Source organism: Pseudomonas sp. FJ2-5-13, from assembly GCF_029201605.1.
Taxonomy (GTDB): domain Bacteria; phylum Pseudomonadota; class Gammaproteobacteria; order Pseudomonadales; family Pseudomonadaceae; genus Aquipseudomonas; species Aquipseudomonas lactis.
Genome location: NZ_CP104045.1, coordinates 1,667,051 through 1,681,571 on the forward strand (window position 1 = coordinate 1,667,051; position 14,521 = coordinate 1,681,571).

At 61.0% G+C, this 14,521-nt stretch carries 14 protein-coding genes and 1 pseudogene; 7 read left to right on the forward strand and 8 right to left on the reverse strand.

Annotation, left to right across the window (positions count from 1 at the left end; translation table 11 throughout):
- Positions 1-6 precede the first annotated feature (6 nt).
- The 3 genes and pseudogenes from nadS to N2A98_RS07485 form a co-directional block, all read right to left on the reverse strand.
- Positions 7-294 carry a NadS family protein gene (gene nadS / locus N2A98_RS07475; RefSeq protein ID WP_032892906.1) on the reverse strand — a complete coding sequence of 96 codons (288 nt, stop codon included), beginning with the start codon at positions 292-294 and terminating at the stop codon, positions 7-9.
- A gap of 2 nt (positions 295-296) precedes the next feature.
- Positions 297-415, reverse strand: a pseudogene (locus N2A98_RS07480) (type II toxin-antitoxin system RelE/ParE family toxin); the annotation flags it as partial.
- Between the two features lie 30 nt (positions 416-445).
- Complete coding sequence (locus tag N2A98_RS07485; RefSeq protein ID WP_275623206.1) at positions 446-1,387, reverse strand: LysR family transcriptional regulator; 942 nt, start codon at positions 1,385-1,387, stop codon at positions 446-448.
- 157 nt (positions 1,388-1,544) lie between these two features.
- Between N2A98_RS07485 and N2A98_RS07490 the strand changes: the two genes are divergently transcribed.
- The 4 genes from N2A98_RS07490 (at position 1,545) to N2A98_RS07505 (ending at position 6,318) form a co-directional block, all read left to right on the forward strand.
- Positions 1,545-2,861, forward strand: coding sequence for an MFS transporter (locus N2A98_RS07490; RefSeq protein ID WP_275623207.1), 1,317 nt, complete (start codon positions 1,545-1,547; stop codon positions 2,859-2,861).
- Between the two features lie 11 nt (positions 2,862-2,872).
- Positions 2,873-4,105 (forward strand): Zn-dependent hydrolase, encoded by a 1,233-nt coding sequence (locus N2A98_RS07495; protein ID WP_044272856.1) that lies wholly within the window; start codon positions 2,873-2,875, stop codon positions 4,103-4,105.
- A 73-nt stretch (positions 4,106-4,178) separates the two neighbouring features.
- Entirely contained in the window at positions 4,179-5,216 is a 1,038-nt protein-coding gene (locus N2A98_RS07500) for a histone deacetylase family protein (protein ID WP_044272857.1), read from the forward strand.
- A gap of 199 nt (positions 5,217-5,415) precedes the next feature.
- Positions 5,416-6,318: a LysR family transcriptional regulator gene (locus tag N2A98_RS07505; protein WP_069558517.1), complete on the forward strand. Its 903-nt coding sequence runs from the start codon at positions 5,416-5,418 to the stop codon at positions 6,316-6,318.
- Here N2A98_RS07505 and N2A98_RS07510 read toward each other — a convergent pair.
- Together N2A98_RS07510 and N2A98_RS07515 are read right to left on the reverse strand one after the other, a co-directional pair.
- On the reverse strand, positions 6,310-7,068 hold the full coding sequence (locus N2A98_RS07510; protein ID WP_044272858.1) for a substrate-binding domain-containing protein: 759 nt from the start codon (positions 7,066-7,068) through the stop codon (positions 6,310-6,312). The two genes, N2A98_RS07505 and N2A98_RS07510, sit on opposite strands and share 9 nt — an antisense overlap.
- A complete protein-coding gene (locus tag N2A98_RS07515; RefSeq protein ID WP_275623208.1) occupies positions 7,065-8,372 on the reverse strand; it encodes an MFS transporter in 1,308 nt (435 codons plus the stop codon). Before N2A98_RS07515 ends, N2A98_RS07510 begins: the two co-directional genes overlap by 4 nt.
- A 197-nt stretch (positions 8,373-8,569) precedes the next feature.
- Here N2A98_RS07515 and N2A98_RS07520 point away from each other — a divergent pair, with 197 nt between their 5' ends.
- The 3 genes from N2A98_RS07520 to N2A98_RS07530 all read left to right on the forward strand — a co-directional run bounded on the left by N2A98_RS07520 (position 8,570) and on the right by N2A98_RS07530 (position 10,248).
- The gene (locus N2A98_RS07520; RefSeq protein ID WP_003189552.1) at positions 8,570-8,713 is read left to right on the forward strand and encodes a hypothetical protein; all 144 of its coding nucleotides are present in this window, start codon (positions 8,570-8,572) and stop codon (positions 8,711-8,713) included.
- Between the two features lie 191 nt (positions 8,714-8,904).
- Positions 8,905-9,828 (forward strand): LysR substrate-binding domain-containing protein, encoded by a 924-nt coding sequence (locus N2A98_RS07525; RefSeq protein WP_014717462.1) that lies wholly within the window; start codon positions 8,905-8,907, stop codon positions 9,826-9,828.
- Between the two features lie 57 nt (positions 9,829-9,885).
- Positions 9,886-10,248: a 5-carboxymethyl-2-hydroxymuconate Delta-isomerase gene (locus tag N2A98_RS07530; RefSeq protein WP_069558512.1), complete on the forward strand. Its 363-nt coding sequence runs from the start codon at positions 9,886-9,888 to the stop codon at positions 10,246-10,248.
- Between the two features lie 107 nt (positions 10,249-10,355).
- On the opposite strand, the gene N2A98_RS07535 is transcribed toward N2A98_RS07530, so the two are convergent.
- The 3 genes from N2A98_RS07535 to N2A98_RS07545 all read right to left on the reverse strand — a co-directional run bounded on the left by N2A98_RS07535 (position 10,356) and on the right by N2A98_RS07545 (position 14,451).
- Positions 10,356-11,291: a LysR family transcriptional regulator gene (locus tag N2A98_RS07535; protein ID WP_275623209.1), complete on the reverse strand. Its 936-nt coding sequence runs from the start codon at positions 11,289-11,291 to the stop codon at positions 10,356-10,358.
- 137 nt (positions 11,292-11,428) lie between these two features.
- Positions 11,429-12,616, reverse strand: a complete 1,188-nt coding sequence (locus N2A98_RS07540) for a cyanate transporter (RefSeq protein WP_275623210.1) — start codon at positions 12,614-12,616, stop codon at positions 11,429-11,431.
- A 212-nt stretch (positions 12,617-12,828) separates the two neighbouring features.
- Complete coding sequence (locus N2A98_RS07545; protein WP_275623211.1) at positions 12,829-14,451, reverse strand: 5-guanidino-2-oxopentanoate decarboxylase; 1,623 nt, start codon at positions 14,449-14,451, stop codon at positions 12,829-12,831.
- Positions 14,452-14,521: the final 70 nt, after the last annotated feature.

Below are 14,521 nucleotides of genomic sequence, written 5' to 3' on the forward strand. Positions count from 1 at the left end.
TCTATTTTAGCTAGCCAGCGCATTCAGTACATGTACTGGGTCATTATGGATAGCTTTCAACAACGCCTTCGCCGGCCCAGTAGGTTCTCGACGACCCTGCTCCCAGTTGCGCAACGTGCCGAGCTGAACGTCAATCAACGCTGCGAATTTAGCCTGGGTCAGCCCTGTCGCCTTCCGGATCTCTTTGACTCGCATTGAGTCAACATGGAATTCACGCGAGGGCTCCCGTTCTCCGTGCAGGATCTCGTTCATCTCTTGAACGCTTTCCATCAATTCATCAAAAAATCTGCTCATAGCTATCTCCAGTGCTCAATCGCAGCCTTCAGTGACTTGCGCTCGTCGGCGCTCAAGTCCTGCTGTTCATTTTTGGGATAGATCATCAGTAAATAATCTGTGATGCCGAGACGAAGTGGTAACAATTTTTGTTGCACTAGAATACGGCCAATTATGTTCTGGCCAACCGCCCCAAAAGACACTCAATAAACACCCCCTCCGCCCGACTCATCTTCTGCTCCCGATTCCACAGCACGTGAATATCCACATCCGCAATGCCCTCATCCGGCGGCAGCCGCCAGAGCAGCCCGTTCTGCACATCTTCGGCCACCACATGCACCGGCAGGCATCCCAGGCCATACCCGGCAATCACCAGGCGCCGCACTTCTTCCAGGCTGGATGATGACGCCACGATCCGCCCGCCGAACCCTTGCTGATCGCGAAAAATCGTCAGCGGCGAGAGCATCCCGCCGATCTGGTCGCTGGTAAAACTCACGAAGTTTTCCGACTGCAAGTCCCCTTCGACCAAGCCTGTGCGTCCGAACAATGGGTGGTGTTTCCCACAAAAAAACGCATAGCGCTGACGCAGAAACAGGTGCTGTTCCAGGCGCGGCTGTGGCCGGCGATTGAGGCTGAGCCCCAGGGTTGCGGTTTTTTCCAGCAGGGCGGCGACGATGTCGGAGCTGCGCATCACTTCGACTTCCAGCTCGACCCGTGGATGCTCGCGATGAAAACCCGCGAGAAAGTCATCGAACGTGTCGGAATTAATCCGGCTGATCATCAGCAAGCGCACCTTGCCGATCACTTCATCACCCGGCTTTTGCAGGGCGTTGCTCATCTGCGAGACCTGGCCGTACATCTCACCGGCAATGGCGAAGATCTGCTCACCGGCCTCGGTAAGCACGAAGCGCGGGCCACGGCGCAGGATGAGCTGGCAATCGAGCTGTTCTTCCAGGCGCTTGAGCGCCTGGCTGATCGCCGGCTGCGTGAGGTGCAGGCGGGCGGCGGCGCGGCTGATGCTCAGTTCCTGGCCGATCACGCGGAAGGTGCGCAGCAAGTTCCAGTCCAGGCGGTCATTGAGCAGGGGGTGAATATCGCGGCGAGATTCGGGCATGGGGTCGCTCGATAATAAGCAGTTCTTATAATCAAGATAATAAATAGAAAATTGACTAATCATAGCCCCAGGCCGAAAAATCGGGCTTAACAAGCGCCACCAGAGCGCACCGGTTTGACCTTCTCCTGCCAAAAAAATAACCAAAGGAGCCAGCCCCATGAAGCCTTCCGCTTCGCCGCAGCCTCGCCGTGCCGCGGCCGCCGCCTTTATCGGCACCATGATCGAGTGGTACGACTTTTACATCTATGCCACCGCTGCGGCGCTGGTGTTCGGTCAGCTGTTCTTCCCCTCCGACGACAAATTGTTCAGCACCATGGCCGCATTCGGCACCTTCGCCGTGGGCTTTTTTGCGCGGCCGTTGGGCGGCATCGTGTTCGGCCATATCGGCGACCGCATCGGCCGCAAGAAATCCCTGGTGATTACTCTCGTGATGATGGGCGTGGTCACGGTGTGCATCGGCTTGTTGCCGACCTATGCCCAGATCGGCGCTGCCGCACCGGTGCTGCTGATCCTGTTGCGGGTAGTACAGGGTATTGCGGTGGGCGGTGAATGGGGCGGGGCGGTGTTGATGGCCGGGGAACATGCGCCAAAGGGGCGTCGTAACTTCTTTGCATCCTTCGCGCAGCTGGGCAGCCCGGCGGGTTTGATCCTTTCCTTGCTGGCGTTCAGCGCTGTCACCCGTCTGCCGGAAGAAGACCTGCTCAGTTGGGGCTGGCGCCTGCCGTTCCTGGCCAGTGCCTTGCTGCTGGTGGTCGGACTGGCGATTCGCCTGGGTGTGAACGAGTCGCCGGAGTTCCTCGAAGAAAAAGCCCAGGCGGAAAAAGCCCGCGCCATCAAGCAGGACCAAGCCCCCGTACTGGAAGTGCTGAAGACCGCTTGGCGCCCACTGTTGCTGTGCATTGGCGCCAACACGTTGGGCATTGCCGGCGTGTATTTCACCAACACCTTCATGATTGCCTACAGCACTCAGCAATTGGACCTACCGCGATCGCTGATCCTGGAATGCCTGTTCTTCGTGGCCATTATCCAGTTCTGCGTTCAGCCATTGGCCGCCTGGGTGGCAGAGAAGGTCGGCGCTACGCGGTTCCTGTGCGCCATGTGCGTACTGGCAATGGCTTCGCCGTATCCGATGTTCGTCTTGGTCAGCAGCGGCCAGGCGCCCTTGATCATCCTCGGCATCGCCTTGGCGGTGGTGTGCATGGCGTCGTTCTACGCCGTGATCGCGGGTTATGTCAGTGGCCTGTTTGAAACCCGTGTGCGCTACACCGCGATCTCCCTGGCTTACCAGGTATGCGGCGCGTTGGCCGGTGGCTTGACGCCGCTGATCGGCACCTGGCTGGCCCATCAGTACCTGGGTCAATGGTGGCCGATGGCGGTGTTCTACAGCGTGATCGCAGGGGTGTCGTTGGTGTGTGTACTCGCTTTGTCAGGCCGCCACGCCACGGCTCATCGCCTGGAAATGGCACACAGTTAAGGGAGTCAGCAATGTTGAAGATTAATGGCGAGCGCCTGTGGCATAGCCTGATGGCCATGGCCGAGATCGGCGCGACGGCACGCGGTGGCAGCTGCCGTCTGGCATTGAGCGCCGAAGACAAGGCCGGTCGGGAGCTGTTCAGTCACTGGTGTAAAGCCGCTGGCCTGACGTTGAGCGTGGACGCTATCGGCAACCTGTTCGCTCGCCGCGCGGGTACCGACAATGACGCCGCCCCGGTGATGATGGGCAGCCATCTGGATACCCAGCCCGAAGGCGGGCGCTTTGATGGCGTGTACGGCGTGTTGGCTGGCCTGGAGGTGATCCGCAGCCTTGACGACCATGGTATCCAGACACGCAAGCCATTGGAAATTGCGGTGTGGACCAACGAGGAGGGCGCCCGTTTCACCCCGGCCATGCTGGGCTCCGCGGTATTCACCGGCACGCTCGCCCTGGACAAGGCACTGGCCACCGCCGATGTCGACGGTATCAGCGTGGCCGAGGCGTTGCGCACCACCGGCTACAACGGTCAGCGCCCGTTGGGTGGCGCAGTGGATGCGTATTTCGAGGCGCATATCGAGCAAGGCCCGATCCTGGAGGACAACGCCAACAGCATCGGCGTAGTCACCGGTGGTCAAGCGATTCGTTGGCTCGATGTGCGGGTCGAAGGTATGGCCGCGCACGCCGGCACCACGCCGATGCCGTTGCGTAAAGATGCGCTGTACGGCGCGGCGAAAATGATCCAGGCCCTGGAAAACCTCGCTGCCGATTTTGCCCCGCAGGGGCTCACCACTGTGGGTGAACTGAGCATCGCTAAGTCGTCGCGCAACACCATTCCCGGCTTGCTCAATTTTACCGTCGACCTGCGCCATCACCACGACGCCGATATCGACGCCATGGAGCAGCAAGTGCGTGCACGCCTGCAGGCAATCGCGGACAACCGTGGCCTGAGCGTCACCATCACGCCGCACTGGATCAGCCCGGCCACGCCGTTTGACGCCGAGTGCGTGGCCTGCGTGCAGGCTGCGGTTGACGCCTTGGGCTACAGCCAGCAGACCATCGTCAGCGGCGCCGGCCATGATGCGATTCACCTGGCGCGCTATTGCCCCACCGCGATGATCTTCATCCCCTGCGTCGGCGGCCTCAGCCACAACGAAGCCGAAGATGTCTTGCCCGACGATGTACGCCAAGGCACCGATGTCTTGCTCAACGCCGTGTTGAAACGCGCCGGGCGCGTTCATTTCTAAAGGCCGACGCCGTACCCCTGTGGGAGCAGGCAAGCCAGCTCCCACAGGTGCCGTGTTTACTCAGGAGCATCCTATGAAGACGTTTTTCCACCCCGAACAACTCCTGCATCATCCACGCAGCTACTACTCTCGCGGCCAGATGCGCACGCCCCAGGAGGTTCCCGAGCGTGCGCGCAACCTGCTGCTGGCTGCGCAAACCCTGGGTTTCGATATCCAGCAACCGACCGATTACGGTATGGATCCATTGCTCGCTGTACACGGCGGCGCCTACCTGGCTTTTCTTCAAGAAGCTCACCAGCGCTGGAAAGAGATCCCCGAAGACTGGGGCGACGAAGTCATGTCCAACATCTTCGTACGTGAACCCAATGCCCTGCGCGGCATCCTGGCCCAGGCTGCGCGCTATCTGGCCGATGGCAGTTGCCCGATCGGTGAGCTGACCTGGCGCTCGGCTTATTGGTCAGCCCAGAGCGCCGTTGCCGCAGCGGGTGACATCCTCGATGGCGCACCCGCCGCCTATGCCTTGTGCCGGCCCCCGGGCCATCACGCTCGCTTCGACGCGGCCGGTGGCTTCTGTTACATCAACAATGCGGCCGTGGCTGCGCAAGCGCTGCGCCAAGGTTTCCAGCGTGTCGCCGTGCTCGATACCGATATGCATCACGGGCAGGGCATCCAGGAAATTTTCTACGACCGCGATGACGTGCTGTATGTGTCGATCCACGGCGACCCAACCAACTTCTATCCGGGCGTGGCAGGCTTTGCCGAGGAAAAAGGCAACGGCGTCGGCGAAGGGTACAACCTCAACCTGCCTATGCCCCATGGTGCCAGCGAAGCGGTGTTCTTCGAAAAGCTGGAGCAGGCCCTGGCAGCGGTAAAGAGCTTCTCGGCGGATGTGCTGGTGTTGTCATTGGGCTTTGATATCTACGAGCTGGACCCCCAAAGCAAAGTCGCGGTGACGCGCGAAGGCTTTGCGCGGTTGGGGCAGCGCATTCGAGGGCTGGGGCTGCCGTGCCTGATCGTGCAGGAGGGTGGTTATCACCTGGAGACGCTGGACAGTAACGCTCAGGCGTTTTTCAGTACGCCAGCGGCTTGGGAGAAGCGATCAGGCGACTAAGTGCTAAAAGCCTGTTGATCAGTTTTCAGCAGGCTTTTCATACATTGATGGGCGCTCGTTCGGCGGCCGATAACCCGCTGATATGTATGACTCCATATGTGTAACAGGATTATCTCGGCAGACCCTCTCGGCACACATGGCGCCCCACCGGTTCCCATACGATAATGCTCGCCACCTCGACCACTTTGGCCTGCCTCCCGTGATCATCAACTTCGACCTCAACGACCTCCAAGCCTTCCGCGCCGTGGTGGACAAGGGCAGTTTTCGTGGCGCTGCCGAGGCCATCCGTATCTCGCAACCGGCCCTCAGCCGGCGTATCGAAAAGCTCGAATCGGCGCTGGATGTAAAGTTGTTCGAACGCACTACGCGGCGGGTCAGCCTGACCATGGTCGGGCGTGCGTTTTTGCCCCAGGTCGAGCGCATGCTGGATGATCTCGACATCGCGCTGATGGGTATCAGCAACGTTGCCTCGACGCGCATGGGGAATGTCACCATCGCCTGCGTGCCGTCTACCGCGTACTACTTCATGCCCCACGTGATCTCCGAATTCCACAAGCTGTATCCGAAGATTCGCCTGCGGGTGTTGGATGCCAGTGCCGGCGAGGTGAGCAATGCGGTGGCCAGCGGCGAGGCGGACTTTGGTGTGAGTTTCAGCGGCAGCCTGGCCGATGAGGTGGAGTTCGAGTTGCTGTTGCAGGAGCGCTACGTGCTGGCCTGTCGGCGTGATCACCCTCTGGCTGAGCGTGACAGCGTGAGCTGGACCGAGGCCTATGAGCATGACTACATCGAGGTGGACAAGACGTCGGGCAACCGCTTCCTGCTCGACCAGGCCCTGCGTGGGGTGCGGGTGAAAAAGCCGAGTATCTGCGAGACGCACCACGTGACCACCATGATCGGGCTGGTGGAGGCGGGGTTGGGCGTAGCGATGGTGCCGTCGATTGCGATGCCGGCGCACACTCACCCGATTCTGGTCAGTGTGCCGCTGGTGGAGCCCCATGTGCTGCGCAATGTGGGCTTGATCAAGCGCCGCGGGCGGACGTTGCCACCGGCGGCGCTGGAGTTGGAGCGTTTGGTGCGGGAGATGCCGTTCCGGTCAGCGTGACACCGAGTCCAGGCCGGTGGATTGCACCTCCGGTTGGGCCTCGGGCGATGCCATGAACTGCAACAGCGCCTTGGCCCGCTCCGGGTGTTCGGCGTTCACCGGAATACCGGCGGCAAAACGGGTAACGGACTGCACGTCTTCCGGGATCTTGCCTACAAACGTTACACCCTTGACCGGCAACAACTCCGCTACTTGCTGCAAGCCGACTTCGTAATCGCCCTTGGCTACCTGCTCGCCCACCGGCACGCGTTCGATCATGGTGCCTTTGGCCGGCATGCCGAGTTTCTTGAACAATTGCTTCTCGACGTACACGCCGCTGGCGCTATCGGAATAGGCCACCGACTTGGCTTTGCTCAGCACAGCCTTGAGCTCGGCATCGGTATTGATCGCAGGTTTGGCTGCACCTTCCTTCACCACCAGGCCGATCCGCGAGTCCGCCAATTCCACGCGGGAGGCGGGGTCGACCTTGCCTTGTTTGATCAACTCATCCAGGGCATAGCCGACCATGATCACCACGTCGGCGTGTTCGCCACGGGCCAGACGGTTGGGAATCGCTTCCGGCGCCTTGCCCATGGACGGGCCAAGGATGGTGTCGAGGGTATCCCCGCTTTGCTCGGCGTATTGCGGACCGAGCAATTTATACGCGGCGGTGAAGCCGCCCGAGGTCATGACCTTGAGTTGCTCGGCCTGGGCGGTCAGCGCCAGGGTGCCGAGGACGACAGCGGTGAGGGTCTTGAACAGCGGCTTCATTGCGCGGCCTCCTGCATGACTTGGCCACGGGTGTTGGCGCGGCGATACAACGCCAGGGTCGAACACAAGGCACACAGCGCGGCGAAGATCATCCAGTACGCAGGTGAAGCCTTGTCTTCGGTGATGTGAATGAACCAGGTCGAAATCGCCGGGGTAAAGCCACCGAACACTGCCGTCGCCAGGCTGTAAGCCAGGGAGAAACCCGCCACGCGCACTTCCACCGGCATGATTTCGGTGAGCGCCGGGATCATCGCGCCGTTGTACATGCCATACAGGAACGAGAACCACAGCAGGGTTTCCAGCATGTGTGCAAAGCTGGGGGCGTTGACCACGTAGGACAGCGCTGGATAAGCCGTAAGGACAGTCAGCACCGTCATGGCGATCAGCACCGGTTTACGGCCGAAGCGGTCGCTTAACGTGCCGCCGATCGGCAGCCAGAAAAAGTTCGAAATCGCGACCAGCAAGGTCACCAGCAAGGCGTCCGAGGTGCTCAGGCGCAACACGGTTTTGCCGAAGGTCGGTGCGTACACGGTGATCAGGTAGAACGCGGTGGTGGTCATGGCCACCATCAGCATGCCGCCGATGACGACGGTCCAGTTCTTCACCAGTGTCGCCATCACTTCACGCATGGTCGGGCGATGCTTGCGGTTGGCGAACTCTTCGGTTTCCTGCAGGTTGCGACGCAGCACAAAGATAAACGGAATGATCACGCAACCGACGGCAAACGGAATCCGCCAGCCCCAATCGGCCACCACCGCAGGTTCCATCCACACGTTCAGGCCATAACCCAGGGCTGCGGCGACGACGATGGAGATCTGTTGGCTACCCGACTGCCAGCTGGTGTAGAAGCCTTTACGGCCTGGCGTGGCCATTTCGGACAGGTACACCGACACGCCACCCAGTTCCGCGCCGGCCGAGAAGCCTTGCAGTAGGCGCCCCAACAGCACCAGCAATGGCGCCCATAGGCCGATGGTCTGATAACTCGGTACCAGCACGATCAGCAGCGTACCGCTGGCCATGATCGACAAGGTCACGATCAAGCCTTTGCGACGGCCCACGTCATCGATGTAGGCACCCAGAATAATCGCGCCCAATGGCCGCATCAGGAAGCCCGCGCCGAACACGGCGAAGGTCATCATTAATGACGCAAACTCATTAGCGGCCGGGAAGAACGCGGCAGCGATATAGGTGGCGTAGAAACCGAACAGAAAGAAGTCGAACTGTTCGAGGAAATTGCCCGAAGTCACGCGCAATACCGCGCCTACTTTCGAGGGGGCAGCCGCAGGCCGGGAAGGGGTCGTCATGGTTTTGTGTCTCCAGCGTTCTTTTTAAAGTGCTTGTTTCGCTTAAGACTTGGGATAGTGGCTGACACATTTAGAAATGATAAGTGACAAATTTGGATTGATTGATGTGCGTTGGCTATCAATCTGAGCCAGCTTCAAAACGGCCTGCCGTGTTCTATGCTTGAGCCTGGGTCCAATTCTTATCGGCGGAGGTCGCTATGGGGAACGAACAGCAGCACAACAAGCCGGAGCGTGAAGAACCCCGGCAGCCGCGCGAAGACGAAAAACCGCAAACCTGGAAGCATCCGGACGACGGCACCGAGCTTTCCGAACGTGACCAGGAACGTCCGCTAAAACCCTGAGCATCAGGTAAAACGCGGTCTAATTGTGGGAGCGGGCTTGCTCGCGAAGGCGGTGTGTCAGTCAACGGAGTCGTCGGCTGAACCATTGCATTCGCGAGCAAGCCCGCTCCCACATGTTTTACCGTGCACATAGACGCAGCTCCCCAGCCTTCCTAAACTGCCGCTTGTCTTGGGGAAAGGGGCAGGCGCCGATGAATCGCAATGAATTACGCAAGGCCGACATCAACCTGATGGTGGTCTTCGAAGCACTGATGCTCGAGCGCAATGTGACGCGGGTGGCGGAGAAGCTGTTTCTCGGCCAACCGACCATCAGCTCGGCCCTCAACCGCCTGCGTACCCTGTTCAACGACCCCCTGTTTATTCGTGTCGGCCATCGCATGGAGCCTACGGCGCGTGCCGAGGAGATCATCCAGCACCTGTCGCCGGCTTTGGACTCGCTGTCTTCGGCCTTGAGCCTGACCCATGATTTCGACCCGTCCATCAGTACCATGACTTTCCGCATCGGCCTGTCCGATGACGTGGAGTTTGGCCTGCTGCCACCTTTGCTGCGCGCCTTGCGCCAGGAAGCGCCGCAGGTGGTGTTTGTGGTGCAGCATGTGGACTACTGGCGCATTCCAGACCTGCTGGCTTCCGGCGACATTACCGTCGGCATCACCCAGACCCGCGGGCTGCCGGCCAATGCCAAGCGCAAGCTGTTGCGGCACATCCGCCCGTGCCTGCTGCGTGCCGATGCCTCGGATACACCGCTGACCCTCGACGAATATTGCGCACGGCCCCACGTGTTGGTGTCCCACACCGCCAACGTGGCCGGGTTTGCCGATGAGTGGCTGGCAGAGGTGGGCCGCAAACGCCATGTGGTGCTCTCGGTGCCGCAATACAGTTCGTTGCCGGCCTTGCTTGCCGGCACCGACATGATCGCCAGCCTGCCGGATTACACCGCCCAGGCCATGGCTGCCAGCGGGAACCTGTTCTGCGAGCCGTTCCCGTTCGAAACCCCGACCCTGGATTTGTCCATGGTGTGGCTCAGCCACGTTGACACCGACCCGGCGGAACGCTGGATGCGCTCTCGGTTGGAGGCATTCATGAGTGATAGAGGGCTGGTGGCCAAGGCTTGAGGTGTTTTTCCGTGGTATATAGCTAGGCATCTTCCTACAAAAAACTCGGAGAAAAGCATGCCGCACCTGCACTTGGAACACACCGCCAACCTGACGCAACTGGACACCGACAAGGCCCTGTTGCGCCTTAATCATGCGTTGGTGGCCTCCGGTCAGTTCGGCGCCGAGTTCGACATCAAGAGCCGTGCGGTGACGGTCGAGCGTTTTCGGGTCGGCACTGGCCTGGGGGAGCGCGGTTTCGTTGCCGTGCGTTTGGCGTTATTGAGCGGACGTTCGCCGCAGGTCAAGAAACAACTGTCAGAAAGCCTGCTGGCGGTGCTCCAGGACCTGGGCCCATGGCCCGAAGGTGTGCAGGTACAACTGAGTGTCGAGCTGCTGGATATTGATCGCGATTCCTACAGCAAAATCGCCATCGGCTGACTCCCACCCCCCTGTAGGAGCGAGCTTGCTCGCGAAGATCGCTAACGATAACGCGGGGTGCCTGATTCACAGCGGCGCACTCTGGTTCTTCGCGAGCAAGCTCGCTCCTACAACAGGCCTTGGTCCGCGCACACCTTCACCACTTGTTCACGAAACCAGGTATTGGCGCTGTCCTGCCCACTGGTTTCGTTCCACTGCATATCCAGGGTGAAGCCCGGCAACCCATTGGGGGCTTCGCAAACACCGAATGCCGGCGCTGGCGCCAGCAACTTTTGCACGCGGCGGGGCAGGGTGACGATGAAATCGGTGCCGGTAATCATCTTCAATGCCGCGCTGTAGCTGTTGGCCCGCGCGATCACTTGGCGCTTACGGGCCTGGCGGGCGAGCCAGCCGTCGATCATGTTGGTGTCGGAGGTCCAAGGCGTTGGGAATACGTGGCGCCGCTCAACGAAGGATTGCAGGCTGAACGCCGATTCCCTGGGTGCAGAGCGTTGGTCGCACACGCAGACCAAGTCGTCCTCCAACAGCATCTGGGTCTTGAAGTCTTTATGGGCGCGGTGAAAGTGCGGGCCGAAGCAGATCACCAAGTCCAAGCGACCTTCACGCAGGTCGTCGGCGGGGATGTCGGTTTCCAGCTTCTGCACATTGACGATCACCGGCAGGTCGGCATGGTCGAAGCGCTTGAGCAGGCGCGGCAGGATCAACTGTTCGAAATATTCCGGCGCGCACACATTGAAGGTCACCGCCTGTTGGGTCGGGTCGAACGCCTGGCCACCGGCGTGGCACAGGTTGATGCTTTCCAGAATCTTCTGCACATGCTCGTACATGGTGGTGGCCTTGTACGTAGGGCGCATGCCCGCGCGGGTGTTGATAAACAGCTCATCTTCAAAGCTGGTGCGCAGCTTCTTCAGGCTGTAGCTCACAGTGGACTGGCTGACGAACAGCGTTTCGGACACCTCGGTAACGCTGCTCTGGTCGTAGACGGCGATAAACACCATCAAATCCTGCATATCGAGCTTTCTGAGCAAGTTACTGTTTAGCATCGGTTTCGTCCGTAAACCCTTTGTACCGAACTCAGTACAAGACTGAGCAAAATGTTAACGGAACGCTCGTACCAATAGAAAGCTCTGTAGGACGCTTCAATGTTTTGTGTGGGACAAAAAGTGTTTGCAATACGACGTCAGCGGATATGGCGTGCGTAATGCGCCGGGTTGAACCGCATCACGATCAGCAGCATCAGCCCGCTCACAGCCATCAATGACCACCAGGCCCATTCGAAGCTGCCCAACCGGTCGCGGATCATGCCGGCGATCAGCGGCGACAGGCCGGCAATCAGATAACCGACGCCCTGCACGAACGCGGTAAGGCCACCGGCGCGGCGTGGGTTGTCGAGGTGGTCCAGGGACAGGATCAGGCACATCGGGAACAGGCCGCCAATGCCCAGGCCGAGCAGGCAGGGCCACAACAGGCTCCAGTGTTGCGGGCTGAGGATGAGGCCGCAGAAGCCCAGGAGGATCAGCACCAGCAACACCGCCACCACGCCGCGCTTATCCTGGCGGCGGTTGGCGATGGCCGGGGTGACCAGGCCGGAGATCACTTCCATGGCGGTCAAGAAGCCCAGCAGCAAGCCGGCATTCTGTTCACTCCAGCCCTGCTCGACGTAGTACGGCGCCAGCCACGCCAGCACACAGGTGTAGGACGCGGTGCCGAGGCCAAAAAAGATCGCCAGCAACCAGGCGCGGCGGTTGCTGAAAAATGCCTCCTGGGGGCCTGAACCGGCTTGAGGCAAGGGCGGCAGGACCGAACGCTGGGCATACCAGAACACCAGGGCCAGCAACGCCAGCACTGCCCAGATTGCCAGGCCGATACGCCAACTGCCGGTGTGGGCTTGCACCCACGGTGAGAACGAAGCTGCCAGGGCCGCGCCGCCCATGATCGCGGTGACATACAGGCCCATGAACAACGAGACGTTGGCGCTGAAGCGCGACTTGATCAGCGCCGGCATCAACGCCTGGATCAGCGCAATGCCGACACCCGCGGCAATGGCACTCACGATCAGCTCCAGCGCCGAATCCAGGAACAGCCGCGACACAGTCGCCAGCCCAATCACCAGCAGCGACAACACAATGCTGCGATGCTCGCCCACGCGCTTGGCCAGGCCCATGCCAAAGAACATCGCCAGGCCCATGGCCATGACTGGCAACATGGTCAGTAAGGCGGCGCTGCTGAAACTTAGCGGCACATCCGCGCGAATTGACGCCAGCAGCGGCCCCACGGCTGCCATCGAGGGGCGCAAGTTGAGGGCGACGAGCACCACGCTGACCATCAGCCATACGGCGGTGGTGGATTTTGCCTGAACGTTTTCCATGGGCTTGCCTTGAATGAACAAGGGCGAATCAGGCCATGCAGCGTGTAGCGGGGCAAATCAGAAAGTCGCAGGGGCTATTGAAAAAATGCGGATGCCGAGTGGGTAGGTAAGCGCGCATTGGGCGTTGGTTGGCGGGCCGCCTTCGCGAGCAAGCCCGCACACAATTTGATCGCGGAGCGTCGGGGAGATATGGGTTGGCTGTCAGGCCGGGATTACAGGCTCGGTAACTCCCACCGCCCCTGGTCGATTTCAAGCAGCGTCGGCCCCTGGCGATCAGCGGCGGCACGTAAAGCAGTGCGCAACGCTTCAATGCCATGGACGCTTTGCGCCGCGCAGCCCAGGGCCTTGGCAACACCGATAAAGTCCGGTGTGTAGATGTCCACACCCACCGGCTCGATATCACGGTTGACCATGTACTTCTTGATCTCTTCATAACCCTGGTTATTCCACAACAGCACGATCACCGGTGTACGCGCCTCCACCGCGCTGGCCAGTTCCGGCAGGGTAAATTGCAGCCCGCCGTCGCCGATCAGGCACACCACCGGTTGGCCATCGCCGCGCCCGAGCCAGGCGCCAATGGCGGCGGGCAGGGCATAACCCAGGGTGCCGTACCCGGTGGAGGCGTTGAACCAGCGGCGTGGGTGGTCGAGGTTCAGGGTCAGGTTGCCGCTGTACACCGGTTGAGTGGAGTCGCCCACGAACACCGCGCTGGGCAGTTCCTCCAGAACGGCGTTGAGAAACCGGGTTTGCGTGCGCGTCGCAGCGTCCCACGCAGGTTCCAGCTCGGCCCACAAACGGGCGACGCGTGCTGCACCCCAGTCGGCAGCGCGTGGCGCCAGCGGCTGGCGGTTGATTTCGGTGAGCAGGGCCTGGGCGGCGATGCGTGCGTCGGCCACCAGTGCCACTTGGGGCGGGTAGTTGCGTACGGTCTGGTCCGGGTCGATATCGATGCGCAGCAGCGTACCGGGAATGTCGAAACCACCGGCGAAGGTGACGTCGTAGTCGGTCTCTGCCAACTCCGTACCGATCGCCAGCACCACGTCAGCTTCAGCCACCAAGGCACGGGTGGCGGGCAGTGTTTGCGTGGAGCCGATCAGCAGCGGATGCGCGGCGGGCAACAGGCCCTTGGCGTTAATGGTCAAGGCCACGGGCGCGCCGAGGGCTTCTGCGAGACGGGTCAGTTCGGCGGCTGCGTCAATGGCGCCGCCACCGGCCAGGATCAGCGGGCGCTTGGCCGCAGCCAGCCTCTGGCTTATCTGCTGCACGGCCGCCGGTGATGCGCCAGCGCGGGCGACGCTGACAGGCGTGCTGCCCAGCAATGCGTCGGCATTTTCCACCAACACATCCAGGGGAATCTCGATATGCACCGGGCGCGGCCGACCGGCCTGGAACACCGCAAACGCCCGCGCCAGCACACTTGGCAGCTCCGCCGCCGACATCAAGGTGTGGGAGAACGCCGCCACCCCGGCCACCAGCGCGCTCTGGTTTGGCAGTTCATGCAACTTGCCGCGCCCGCCGCCCAGTTGGCTGCGTGACTGCACGCTGGAAATCACCAGCATCGGGATCGAGTCGGCATAGGCCTGACCCATGGCTGTGGTGATATTGGTCATGCCGGGGCCGGTGATGATAAAGCACACGCCGGGCTTGCCACGGGTGCGCGCATAGCCGTCGGCCATGAAGCCGGCGCCCTGTTCGTGGCGCGGGGTGACATGCCGGATGCTGGAGCGCTCCAAGCCCCGGTACAGCTCCACGGTGTGCACGCCGGGGATGCCGAATACGTGGTCCACGCCGTAGCTTTCTAAAAGGTGCACCAATACTTCGCCGCAGGTCGCCATACAGGTCGCTCTTGTGATGGATTTAAAGCGCTATTGGAGCGGTTGGCCGGTGGCGGCAACAATCGATAAA

Coding starts and splice junctions, on each gene's coding strand:
- nadS (WP_032892906.1), bottom strand. CDS start 294: ATGAGCAGATTTTTTGATGAATTGATGGAAAGCGTTCAAGAGATGAAC.
- N2A98_RS07485 (WP_275623206.1), bottom strand. CDS start 1,387: ATGCCCGAATCTCGCCGCGATATTCACCCCCTGCTCAATGACCGCCTG.
- N2A98_RS07490 (WP_275623207.1), top strand. CDS start 1,545: ATGAAGCCTTCCGCTTCGCCGCAGCCTCGCCGTGCCGCGGCCGCCGCC.
- N2A98_RS07495 (WP_044272856.1), top strand. CDS start 2,873: ATGTTGAAGATTAATGGCGAGCGCCTGTGGCATAGCCTGATGGCCATG.
- N2A98_RS07500 (WP_044272857.1), top strand. CDS start 4,179: ATGAAGACGTTTTTCCACCCCGAACAACTCCTGCATCATCCACGCAGC.
- N2A98_RS07510 (WP_044272858.1), bottom strand. CDS start 7,068: ATGAAGCCGCTGTTCAAGACCCTCACCGCTGTCGTCCTCGGCACCCTG.
- N2A98_RS07515 (WP_275623208.1), bottom strand. CDS start 8,372: ATGACGACCCCTTCCCGGCCTGCGGCTGCCCCCTCGAAAGTAGGCGCG.
- N2A98_RS07520 (WP_003189552.1), top strand. CDS start 8,570: ATGGGGAACGAACAGCAGCACAACAAGCCGGAGCGTGAAGAACCCCGG.
- N2A98_RS07525 (WP_014717462.1), top strand. CDS start 8,905: ATGAATCGCAATGAATTACGCAAGGCCGACATCAACCTGATGGTGGTC.
- N2A98_RS07530 (WP_069558512.1), top strand. CDS start 9,886: ATGCCGCACCTGCACTTGGAACACACCGCCAACCTGACGCAACTGGAC.
- N2A98_RS07535 (WP_275623209.1), bottom strand. CDS start 11,291: ATGCTAAACAGTAACTTGCTCAGAAAGCTCGATATGCAGGATTTGATG.
- N2A98_RS07540 (WP_275623210.1), bottom strand. CDS start 12,616: ATGGAAAACGTTCAGGCAAAATCCACCACCGCCGTATGGCTGATGGTC.
- N2A98_RS07545 (WP_275623211.1), bottom strand. CDS start 14,451: ATGGCGACCTGCGGCGAAGTATTGGTGCACCTTTTAGAAAGCTACGGC.